Origin of the sequence: Rhodococcus sp. PvR099 (genome assembly GCF_017833315.1) — a bacterium.
GTDB classification, from domain to species: Bacteria; Actinomycetota; Actinomycetes; order Mycobacteriales; family Mycobacteriaceae; genus Rhodococcus_G; species Rhodococcus_G oryzae.
Map to the genome: position 1 here is coordinate 2065907 of NZ_JAFIBV010000001.1, position 9773 is coordinate 2075679.

Below are 9773 nucleotides of genomic sequence, written 5' to 3' on the forward strand. Positions count from 1 at the left end.
GTGCGACTTGCGGATGATGACCCAGCTGGCACGAAGTTCACAACACTAGCCAGAGTGGCGCCACGATAGGGGATTCTCATCCCAGCGGGTGGAAACTGAATCGAATCCGAACAGGACCAATCGCCCAACTCGGACATCGATATGTGGCACCGGTCACACGCGTAGTCTGGGATTTCCGACCGCATCGGAGGTGCCGATGAGCAGGCAGACCAAGCCGACCGTCACGATCGAGCGCGTCTACGACCACCCCGAACCCGAGCCGGGTGCCCGGATCTTCGTCGACCGGCTCTGGCCGCGGGGCATCCGCAAGGACGCATTCCACTACGACGACTGGGCGAAGGACCTCGCGCCGTCGACCGAACTGCGACGGTGGTACAGCCACGAGGAGGCGCACTTCCGGGAGTTCCGGGCGCGCTACCGCGCGGAGCTCGAGTCCGATTTCGGCCAGGAGGCCATCGCCCGCGTCCAGAAGCTCGCGCACGGTCGCCCGCTGGTCCTGCTCACCGCGACCAGGGACCTCGAGCACAGCCACGCCGAGGTGCTCGCCGAGTTCCTGCGGGAGTCGGACTCGTGAGCTCCGACGACATCGGCGGCGACCCGGCCTGCTGGCTCGACCGGGTGTGCCCCGGGTGCGGGGCGTTCCGGCCCGACGGGACCGAGGGCGGCTGCCCGCGGTGCGCGGGCGACGCCGAGCCGCATATCCCCGCGACCCGCCTGCCCAGCACCTAGAGTGGCGCCGGTGAGCGATGCGAAGCAGCCGACGCTGATCGACCGTGAGCCGTTGACCGCCGCCCTGTTCGAGGAGTGGGACATCCTCGACGGCCTGCTGGCCGGGCTCACCGACGAGCAGTGGTCCAGCCCGACCCCGCTGCCGGGCTGGACGGTGCACGATGTCGTCGCCCACCTGATCGGCATCGAGTCGATGCTCAGCGACGTCGAGCCGCCGCTCACCGCGGACGAGGTGCCCGACTCCCCCCACGTGGTCAACGCGATCGGCGCCTTCAACGAGCGCTGGGTCGCAGGCCTGCGCTCGCACAGCCATGCCGAGGTGCTGTCCCGGTTCCGCGACATCGTCCGCACCCGCCGCGAGGCGCTGTCGGCGATGACGCAGGACGACTTCGACGCCCCGTCCATGACGCCGGTCGGCCCCGACAGCTACGGCCGGTTCATGCGCACCCGGCTGTTCGACTGCTGGTTCCACGAGCACGACATCCGGGACGCCGTCGGCCTGCCCGGCGAGGAGGGCGGCCCGCGGGCCGAGTACTCGTTCGCGGAACTGGTCGGGGGCCTCGGCTTCGCGGTCGGCAAGAAGGGCGGCGCACCGGACGGCTCCACAGTGACATTCGCGCTGACCGGCCCGCTCGCCCGCGACATCCACGTCGCCGTCCACGGCCGGGCCGCCGTCGTCCCCGCCCTTGACGCGCCCGCGACCACGACGCTGCGGCTCGATTCGCGGCTGTTCACCCGGCTCTGCGGCGGGCGGGCATCCGCCGCGGATCACGCCGGGGAGATCGAGGTGCTCGGCGACGAGGCCCTCGGCCGCCAGATCGCGGCCAACCTCGCCTTCACCATCTGATGCGATTGTTCCTGTCCTCGTACAGGTTCGGGGCCGACCCCGATCGACTGCTGAGACTGCTCGGCGAACCCGGCCCCGTCGCGGTGATCGCGAACGCCGCGGACGCGTGGGAGGTGGGACGCGACTCGGCGGTGGTCAGCGACGTGACGCCGCTGCGACGGATGGGCTTCGACGCACGAGAGTTGGACCTGCGCGAGTTCATCGGCGACCCGGAATCCCTGCGCGCGGAGCTGACGAAGCAGTCGATGGTGTGGGTGCGCGGCGGCAACACCTTCGTCCTGCGCGCCCAGTTCGCGCGGAGCGGCGCCGACGTGGTGCTGCCGGAGCTGCTGCGTGCCGACGCGCTGGTCTACGCCGGGTACAGCGCGGGGGCCTGCGTGATGTCGCCGTCGCTGCGGGGGCTCGAGCTGCTCGACGATCCGGCGGAGGTCGGGCCGGCCTGCGGGACGCCGGTGATCTGGGAGGGACTCGGCCTGATCGATCAGGCGATCGTGCCGCACTTTCGCTCGCCTGGTTACGGGAGCGAGGAGACAGCCCTTCTCGAGGAGGTCGCGGAGCGCTACCGGCTGGCGGGCATCCCGTACCGGACCCTGACCGACGACGACGCGATGGTCGTCGACGGGCGGATATGAGTGGTGGCCGGACCCGAAGGCCCGGCCACCGGTCAGCCGTTGGTCAGCCGAATCCGACGATCCGGTCGGCCGGGATGTGGACCGGCAGGAGCGAGGGACGGCGCATCGTCTTGAGCCTGCGGCGCGAGACCTCGTCCGCCCCGTCGAGCAGGGCGTCGACGAGGAGCTCCGGATCCCGCCGCCAGGCCGACCCGATCACCTCAACCGCATTGTCGGTGAACAAACCCGAATCGGTCAGGGCGTCGCGCCACTGCGCGAACTCTCCCCCGCGCACCAGATCGATCGCCCAGGCGTCGATCTCGCCGCCGTCGAACTCGTACGACAGCACGGCGCTGACGAGGTCTTTTGTGTGGGATCCCAGGTCTCTCATCGTGTCGGTCCCTTCGTCAATACTGACGGCATCTTCGCTGTAACACTGTGTGGTGCTGTGGCGATAACTCACGCTATCGCCGATTCCGTGCCCAGAACCTTCGGCTCGCCAACGATCTGATAACAGAGTGACCGGCGTGACGAATGTGACTCATGTGGCATGCGATGCCGCTATCCGACCCTCACCCCGTCGAGCAATGCGTCGACGAGCAACTCTGGGTTTTTTGACCAGGCGGTCCCGATGGTGTCGACCACCGAGGGGGTGAACATTCCCGAGGACCCGACCGTGTCGAGGTACTCCCCGAACTCGCCCGACCTGATGGCACCGATCACCACCTCGTCGACCACGTCACGGTCCTCGAACTCATAGGCGAAAATCGCGCGGATGATCCCGTCGACTCCACTGGGCAGCCCGCTCATCGCCCACCTCTTCCCGATTCATATCGGACGCCTCCCGAAATTGGTCGACGTCTACGTGTAACGCATTCGCGCTACCGAGCGATAGGGGGAAACCTAACCCAGCGGGCGGGGAGATTGGGTTGCCGTTGTGAGAACCTTCGGTTACGAACCGACAACTGTGCTGTTTTATGGATCACGCTGGCGTTATAAGTCCCCGCGGTCTCTTTCGAACGACCCGCATGCAGTCGCCGGCGGGTGACGAGCCCGCGCCTCAGATCCCGAGCGAAGCGGACAGCAGTGGCAGCGACTTGCGTAGGTCGTCCTGCCAGTATCCCCACGAGTGGGTCCCGTTCGGCCGGAGATCGACCGTGGCTGGGATGTTCAGCTCGCGCAACCGGTCGGCAAGCTGACGGGTGCAGACGTTGGTGGCGGCCTCGATCGCACCGCCGATCGCGACCTGATCGGCCAGCGGCGGCGACTTGGGGTTTCGCGGCGCGTTCGGATCCTCGTGTGCACCAGGCAGCCCGTTACCGGTCGAGATGTAGATGGCCAGGCCCCGGAGCTTCTCGGCGTTGAGGTACGGGTCGTGCTCGCGCCAGGCAGGCCCGTCGTATGGGCCCCACATGTTCGTGGTCTTGGCACCACCCATCACCTCGACAACTGTGCGGATGTACGCCTGGCCGACCGGATCGCTCGTCCGCGCGCAGCCGCTGTACGAGGCGACACCGCGATAGAGGCCGGGCGCCTGGATCGCCAGGTCGAGGACCGAACCCGCCGACATCGACAGACCACCGATCGAGTTCACCTTGTTCGTACCCAGCGCCTCGTCGATAACCGGCGGCAGTTCCTTGGTGAGGAACGTCTGCCACATGTGGGCGACCCCGAGCTTGGGGTCGACCTGCTGCCAATCGGTGTAGTAGCTGAAGATGCCCGCGGCGGGGATCACGACGTTGACGTTCTTGTCGGCGAAAAGCTCGAGGATGTCGGTCTGGTTCTCCCAGTCGGCCCCGTCCTCGCCTCCCCCGGCGCCGTTGAGCAGGTACAGGGTTGGCCGGGGCTCGCTGGTGTCCGCGGGCCTGATCACCTGCAACGGGATCGCCCGCCCCATCGAGGGCGAGTAGACGTTGACGTCCCACTGCCTGTCGGAGTGTTTGTCGATGCCCTCAACGCTCGCGGTCGCGGGCACCCGCGGCGCGGGAGTCGCGGCGGCAGGAGCAACACCAAGCAGAACTGCGGTCAACAAGGTTGCCGCCAGCGTCCGTACACGCACCTGTAGCTCCCACTTTCGCTCGCGAATCGACCGTCACCCTAGTTCGACGACACGAACCGGACGACCGCCCAGTCCATTGAGTGATGGGCGTCACAATTTGCGGTGGCGGGTGGCGGGCCACGCCGCGCACCGTTCACCTAGACTCCGGCCGGGGGCTGCCTATACGGCCGCCCAACCGATCGGACCACACGCGGCGCTGCGGCGCGGGTGTCCGATCCTTCAGATTCCGGGGGCATCGAACAAATGTCGGATGTGTCGGCCGACGCTTACATGTCGGAAATGTCGGGTTGTGCGCCGAAGGCAGCCGCCCCGGGGCTGATCTCCGTGGTGATCCCCGTATACAACGGCCTTCCGCTGCTCGACCATCAACTGGTTGCCCTGGCGGCACAGGACCACGCAGGCGAGTTCGAGGTCATCGTCAGTGACAACCGGTCCACGGACGGGCTTCGTGAGCACCTGGCCACACACCCGTTGGCCGAGCGACTCGCACTCCGATGCGTCGACTCCTTCGGCGCCCAGGGCCGATCACACGCCTGCAACGTCGGTGCCGCGGCCGCGCGCGGTCAGTTCATCGTCTTCTGTGACGCCGACGACGCCGTCCACCCCGGCTGGCTCGGCGCGATGTCGCGCGCGGCCCAGGACTTCGATGCGGTCGGCGGAGCAGTCGAGACACGGGCGCTCAATACCGCCGCCGTCGCCTCGTGGCGCTCGATGCCCAACGCCGAGGAGCGTTTCGAGCATGCCGGCTACCTCTCCTATGCGATCGGGTGCAACCTCGGCGTCTGGCGCTCCGCGCTGGACGCGGTGGGCGGCTTCGACGAGAGCCTCGTCGGCGGCGGCGAGGACGCCGCACTGTCCTGGTCGCTGCAACTGGCAGGCTTCACCCTCGGCCACACCCCGGAAGCCGTGGTGTCCTACCGGTTTCGCGATTCCCGCCGCGGCACCTGGCGGCAGATGGTGAACTACGGTCGCGGCTCCGTGCACCTCTATCTCCGGTTCCGCGACCGCGGGCTGCCACGCCCGTCCATCCGCGACTCGGCGCTCGGCTGGGTCGGTGTGCTCGTGCTCAATCCGCTCGTCCCGCGAATCGGCGCTGTCCCGCCGCGGGGCATGTGGATTGCACAGACCGCCTTCATGACCGGTCGACTGCGCGAGAGCGTCAGACTGCGGGTGCGTTATCTGTGATCGCAGCCCCTTCTCGGACCGCGCTCAGACGAACCATGCCGATCGCCCACCGACGGGGATCCGATCCATACAGGGGAAGCAAGGAATTTCGGACATGACCTCCACATCCACCCACCGTGATGCGCCAGAGCTCGTCTCGGTAGTGATCCCCACCTACAACGCGGGCGACCTCATCGACGCGCAGCTCGCGGCACTTGCCCAGCAGGACTACACGGGGCCATTCGAGGTCATCGTGAGTGACAACGGATCGACCGACGGTCTAGGAGACCGCTTCGGCGGCATCGACTCTACCGGCCGGCTCAATCTCGAGTACCACGACAGTTCCGACAAGCAGGGGGCCTCGCACGCGCGCAACTCCGGTGCCGCAGCGGCCTCAGGGGACTTGCTGGCCTTCTGCGACGGGGACGATGTTGCCCACACCGGCTGGCTCACCGGACTGGTCGAGGCCGCGATCGAATTCGACGCGGTGGGCGGAATTCTCGAGACGGCAACGATCAACTCCGCAGAGGTAGCGTCGTGGCGCCAGATCTCCGAGGACGGGTTGTGCGACGTTCCCGGTTTTCTCCCGTTCGCGCACGGTAGCAATTTCGCGATCTGGGCGGACACCTTTGCCGCCGTGGGCGGCTTCGACGAGTCGTTCCTCGGCGGGGAGGACATCGACATCTGCTGGCGGATACAGCAATCCGGCCACACCCTTGGCTTCGCCCCGAATGCACTCGTCGCCTACCGACTCCGCGACAGCTACCGGTCGATGTGGCGTCAGATCCGTGGGTACGGCGAGGTCGACGCTCAACTGTTCGCTCGGTACCAAGCCGATGGCCTCCCGCGCCGCAAGCCACTCGTCTTCATCAATCTCCTTGCCGGACTGGTGTTCCTGAACCCGCTCGTTCCCCGCGCGATTCGACGCACCCCGACCGGCCACTGGGTGATGCATGCCGCCTGGCTCTGGGGACGCGTCCGCGGCAGCGTCAAACATCGTGTCTTCTACGTCTAAGCGAAAGCGAGAACAACGGATGGGAACAACCAATCCCCCAGAACTCGTCTCGGTGATCATCCCCGCATACAACGCGATGGGTGTCATCGATGTACAGCTGACGGCACTCGCCGAGCAGGACTACGAGGGCGAGTTCGAGGTCATCGTGAGTGACAACGGGTCAACGGACGGCCTGGCCGGGCACATCGACGGCCACCCGCTCCGCGAGATCCTCGGCCTCCGCCGCGTCGACTCCTCCGCCACTCAAGGCGCCCCCCACGCCCGCAACGCAGGCGCGGCGGCGGCCCGCGGCGAGTACCTGGTGTTCTGCGACGCCGACGACATGGTGCACCCGGAATGGCTCGGCGCCTTGGTTGCGGCCGGGCAGAAGTACGACTCGGTGAGTGGGCCCGTCGAGACGACCACCCTCAACACCCCGAAGGTCGCCTCCTGGCGACCCGTGCAGCCGCCGGACAAGCCCGAGGAGACACCGGATTTCCTCGACTTCGGGCTGTCGGGCAACCTCGGGATGTGGCGCAGCGTGTTCGAAACGGTCGGCGGCTTCGACGAGTCCCTGAACGTCGGCGAGGACGTCGACTTCACCTGGCGGATTCAGCTCGCGGGCTTCACTCTCGGCCACGAGCCGAAGGCGATGGTGGCCTACCGGCTTCGTGACAACTATCGCGCCCTGTGGCGTCAGTCGTTTGCATACGGCGAGGCAGGTCCCGAGCTCTACCGGCACTACCGGTGGTACGGCCTGCGGCCCACCAAGCCGTTGCCGCTGCTCGTTTTCGCGCTGGCCCTGGTGGTCAGGTGTCCGGTGGTCCCCCGGTTCATCTCCCGGCTCTCGACGGGCGGCTGGATCTACTACACCGCCTTCGCGGCCGGCCGGATCTCCGGCAGCGTGAAGCACCGGATCTGGTTCGTCTAGATGTACTGCCCGGGGACGTTGATCAATCGTGCGAACGGCGGCTGGTTGCCGCACGCCGTGTGCGGGCGATGCTGGTTGTACTGGTGCAACCACGCCCCAAGCGCTCCCCGCCGCTCTTGTTCTGAGGTGTAGCAGCGGGCATAGGCCCATCCGTCGGCCATAGTGCGGTGAAAGCGCTCGTGACGCCGCGGTCGACGAACCATTCAACTGCACGGCGCAGAACGGCGACGGCTGTCTCATCATCGTGGACCTCGGTGTATGCCACCTGGGGTGGATCATCGAGAACTGTGTGCACGAAGGCGTACCCGAGCTTCGGGTTGCGCCATTTGTTCTTCGGCTTGCCAGGGGCGGCTGCGCGGTTGCGGTCGTCTTGGGGGCGGCCGACGTAGCGCCAGCCGCCGCCGTCGGGGATGTTCCCGAGCTTCTTCACGTCCACGTGGACGAGCGATCCCGGGCCGTCGTGCTCGTACCGGCGAATTGGCTCACCCGTCGCCCGGTCCATATAGGACAGCCGATTAAGACGCGCGGAGCACAGGATGCGATGCACCGTCGACGGGGCGACACCAAGCCTGCTCGCGAGTTGAACCGGGCCTTCGCGCATCCGCATCCGCAGGCTCACACATCGCTTCGTCACGGCCTTGCCCGTCTTGTTCGGCGATGTTCTCGGCCGCGAGGAGCGATCGTGCATCGGCTCACCGGCGAGGTAGCGATCGACCCAGCGCTTCACGGTCGGCCAGGACACCTGGAAACGGGCGGCGACCTCGCTGATCGGCCACCCCTCCTCTACGACGAGACGGGCAACCTTGAGGCGGTGTCTTGGGGTGAGCGCGGCATTGGGGTGTGTCATGAGATCTTTCGGGAATGGAAGAGGGCCAGCCGCTTCGGCTGGCCCTCTTCAGGTCTGTGTGCAGTTCAGTTAGCTGGGGAAGTCGCTGCTGTGGCGAGGATGTGGGCGAGGTCGCCGGGGCGGCTCCACATGGGCCAATGCCCGGTCGGGAGGTCGATGAGGTCAACATGGTCGAGGTTTGACACCTCGGCGAACATGGGATGACCCGCGTTGGCCAACTCCATTATCTGCGCGCTCGGGATCGAGCAGCACACCAGAGTGGTCGGGACCGCCAGTCGCGCGTCGTTGGTGAGCTTCACTTGCTGGCGTAGCACGGGACCGGGTTCTGGAACGGCCCTTGCTCGAAAGCGCTCGAGAGCCTCAGTGCTCAGGCCCTCAAGGCTGGCCTGCTCCCCGAGCGCGTCGAAGGGCGGCAGGGGAAACTCGTCCAGATCCTCGGGCGCATCCGGGGCGAAGACACTGCCGGACGCGACGGGCCCACTATCGACCCACACCACTCGGCGGACAAGTTCAGGATGCTGATCGAGCACAAGGCTTACCGGCGCGTTGGCTCCGCTGTGCGCCACGATGACTACCGGCTGGGCCTCGGAAGCCTCAGCCTGGGTCATAGTCTGCTCGATCGCCGTCGCCTGGTCATCGAGCGTCCTGGACGCCCGCTTGGGGTCCCGCTCATCGAGGCCGGGAAGCGTCATCGGGATGGTTCGCCAGCCGTCAGCGGTCAGGTGTTCCAGCACCTCGTCCCATGCCCAAGCGCCCAGCCAATGGCCAGCGATCAGGATGATGGTCGGGTTGCTCGCGTTTGTCGTCACACCACGATGCTCTCAAGCCTCTAGGACAAGGGTATGTCACCATTTTGGCATGATTTTTTGCCGGGGTGGGAAATGAAGAGGACGGAGCGACTCCACGCCCTGTCCGAGATGCTGCGCCGCAGCGGACCGCGTGGATGCACTGCTGAGCGACTGGCAAAAGAGTTCGGCGTGTCCGTGCGGACGGTCAAGAGAGACCTCACCGCACTCGAGAACAGTGGCGCGCTGATCTGGTCGCGCCCGGGCCCCGGCGGTGGCTACGGGCTAGTCGCCCGAGGCACCCTGCCACCGGTCAGCTTGACCCCTGTGCAGGCAGTGGCGCTACTCGCGGCAGTCTCTGCTGCACCCGATGCCCCCTACGCCGATCTCGCCTTAGCGGGCGTTCGGAAGATCATGGACGTACTCGATCCACGGACCCGGACGAAGGCCGATGAGCTGGCCAGTCGCGTCTGGGTCAACGCGCCCCCCACTCCGCGCACGATCAAGTCAGCGCTGGAGGAAGCGATGGCCGAGCAACGGGTGGTGCGAATCCGCTACACCTCGCGTGACGGCAACAAGACAACCCGCGACGTCGAGCCGGTGATGTTCGCCTCCACGAACGGCCATTGGTACCTGATCGGGTGGTGCAGGCTACGCAGCGATATGCGGTGGTTCCTCGTGTCCCATATCGAGCACGCCAGGGCAACCAAGATTGCCTGCAGCGGCCATGACATTGACGAGATCGGCATCCCCCCAGCGACAGCAAGACCCGTGAATGGTCAAGGTGAGTGAGGCACTCGATCAAC

Annotated in this window: 12 protein-coding genes and 1 pseudogene; 8 read left to right on the top strand and 5 right to left on the bottom strand. The window is 66.7% G+C overall.

Going from position 1 to position 9773, the window contains the following annotated elements; genetic code table 11:
- The first annotated feature begins 196 nt into the window (after positions 1-196).
- The 4 genes from JOE46_RS09480 to JOE46_RS09495 are packed head-to-tail and all read left to right on the top strand — an operon-like array spanning position 197 to position 2208.
- Complete coding sequence (locus JOE46_RS09480; protein WP_097213752.1) at positions 197-574, top strand: DUF488 domain-containing protein; 378 nt, start codon at positions 197-199, stop codon at positions 572-574.
- Positions 571-729, top strand: coding sequence for a hypothetical protein (locus JOE46_RS09485; protein WP_209927036.1), 159 nt, complete (start codon positions 571-573; stop codon positions 727-729). The genes JOE46_RS09480 and JOE46_RS09485 overlap by 4 nt, the downstream gene beginning before the upstream one ends.
- Positions 730-739: 10 nt before the next feature.
- Positions 740-1576 carry a maleylpyruvate isomerase family mycothiol-dependent enzyme gene (locus tag JOE46_RS09490; RefSeq protein WP_209927037.1) on the top strand — a complete coding sequence of 279 codons (837 nt, stop codon included), beginning with the start codon at positions 740-742 and terminating at the stop codon, positions 1574-1576.
- Positions 1576-2208, top strand: a complete 633-nt coding sequence (locus tag JOE46_RS09495) for a Type 1 glutamine amidotransferase-like domain-containing protein (RefSeq protein ID WP_097213753.1) — start codon at positions 1576-1578, stop codon at positions 2206-2208. Before JOE46_RS09490 ends, JOE46_RS09495 begins: the two co-directional genes overlap by 1 nt.
- A 43-nt stretch (positions 2209-2251) precedes the next feature.
- Here JOE46_RS09495 and JOE46_RS09500 read toward each other — a convergent pair whose 3' ends face one another.
- The 3 genes from JOE46_RS09500 to JOE46_RS09510 all read right to left on the bottom strand — a co-directional run bounded on the left by JOE46_RS09500 (position 2252) and on the right by JOE46_RS09510 (position 4246).
- Positions 2252-2578, bottom strand: a complete 327-nt coding sequence (locus JOE46_RS09500; protein WP_097213754.1) for a hypothetical protein — start codon at positions 2576-2578, stop codon at positions 2252-2254.
- 170 nt (positions 2579-2748) lie between these two features.
- Positions 2749-2997: a hypothetical protein gene (locus tag JOE46_RS09505; protein WP_077042304.1), complete on the bottom strand. Its 249-nt coding sequence runs from the start codon at positions 2995-2997 to the stop codon at positions 2749-2751.
- Positions 2998-3247: 250 nt separating this feature from the next.
- Complete coding sequence (locus tag JOE46_RS09510) at positions 3248-4246, bottom strand: alpha/beta hydrolase family protein (RefSeq protein ID WP_373560291.1); 999 nt, start codon at positions 4244-4246, stop codon at positions 3248-3250.
- A gap of 270 nt (positions 4247-4516) precedes the next feature.
- Between JOE46_RS09510 and JOE46_RS09515 the strand changes: the two genes are divergently transcribed.
- From JOE46_RS09515 to JOE46_RS09525, 3 genes are all read left to right on the top strand, one after another.
- Positions 4517-5431, top strand: a complete 915-nt coding sequence (locus tag JOE46_RS09515) for a glycosyltransferase family 2 protein (RefSeq protein ID WP_179800687.1) — start codon at positions 4517-4519, stop codon at positions 5429-5431.
- 94 nt (positions 5432-5525) lie between these two features.
- Positions 5526-6425: a glycosyltransferase family 2 protein gene (locus tag JOE46_RS09520; RefSeq protein ID WP_097213756.1), complete on the top strand. Its 900-nt coding sequence runs from the start codon at positions 5526-5528 to the stop codon at positions 6423-6425.
- Positions 6426-6444: 19 nt separating this feature from the next.
- Positions 6445-7335 carry a glycosyltransferase family 2 protein gene (locus JOE46_RS09525; RefSeq protein WP_179800688.1) on the top strand — a complete coding sequence of 297 codons (891 nt, stop codon included), beginning with the start codon at positions 6445-6447 and terminating at the stop codon, positions 7333-7335.
- On the opposite strand, the pseudogene JOE46_RS09530 reads toward JOE46_RS09525, so the two are convergent.
- Together JOE46_RS09530 and JOE46_RS09535 are read right to left on the bottom strand one after the other, a co-directional pair.
- A pseudogene (locus JOE46_RS09530) lies at positions 7332-8182 on the bottom strand (helix-turn-helix domain-containing protein). The gene JOE46_RS09525 and the pseudogene JOE46_RS09530 overlap by 4 nt on opposite strands.
- Before the next feature lie 65 nt (positions 8183-8247).
- Positions 8248-8991 carry an alpha/beta fold hydrolase gene (locus JOE46_RS09535; protein WP_097213758.1) on the bottom strand — a complete coding sequence of 248 codons (744 nt, stop codon included), beginning with the start codon at positions 8989-8991 and terminating at the stop codon, positions 8248-8250.
- A 33-nt stretch (positions 8992-9024) separates the two neighbouring features.
- On the opposite strand from JOE46_RS09535, the gene JOE46_RS09540 reads away from it, so the two are divergent.
- Positions 9025-9759, top strand: coding sequence for a YafY family protein (locus JOE46_RS09540; RefSeq protein WP_245221000.1), 735 nt, complete (start codon positions 9025-9027; stop codon positions 9757-9759).
- Positions 9760-9773 lie beyond the last annotated feature (14 nt).

Excerpts from the sequence above, each read along its gene's own strand:
- JOE46_RS09480 (WP_097213752.1), top strand. The coding sequence starts at position 197 with ATGAGCAGGCAGACCAAGCCGACCGTCACGATCGAGCGCGTCTACGAC.
- JOE46_RS09495 (WP_097213753.1), top strand. The coding sequence starts at position 1,576 with ATGCGATTGTTCCTGTCCTCGTACAGGTTCGGGGCCGACCCCGATCGA.
- JOE46_RS09500 (WP_097213754.1), bottom strand. The coding sequence starts at position 2,578 with ATGAGAGACCTGGGATCCCACACAAAAGACCTCGTCAGCGCCGTGCTG.
- JOE46_RS09505 (WP_077042304.1), bottom strand. The coding sequence starts at position 2,997 with ATGAGCGGGCTGCCCAGTGGAGTCGACGGGATCATCCGCGCGATTTTC.
- JOE46_RS09515 (WP_179800687.1), top strand. The coding sequence starts at position 4,517 with ATGTCGGAAATGTCGGGTTGTGCGCCGAAGGCAGCCGCCCCGGGGCTG.
- JOE46_RS09520 (WP_097213756.1), top strand. The coding sequence starts at position 5,526 with ATGACCTCCACATCCACCCACCGTGATGCGCCAGAGCTCGTCTCGGTA.
- JOE46_RS09525 (WP_179800688.1), top strand. The coding sequence starts at position 6,445 with ATGGGAACAACCAATCCCCCAGAACTCGTCTCGGTGATCATCCCCGCA.
- JOE46_RS09540 (WP_245221000.1), top strand. The coding sequence starts at position 9,025 with ATGTCACCATTTTGGCATGATTTTTTGCCGGGGTGGGAAATGAAGAGG.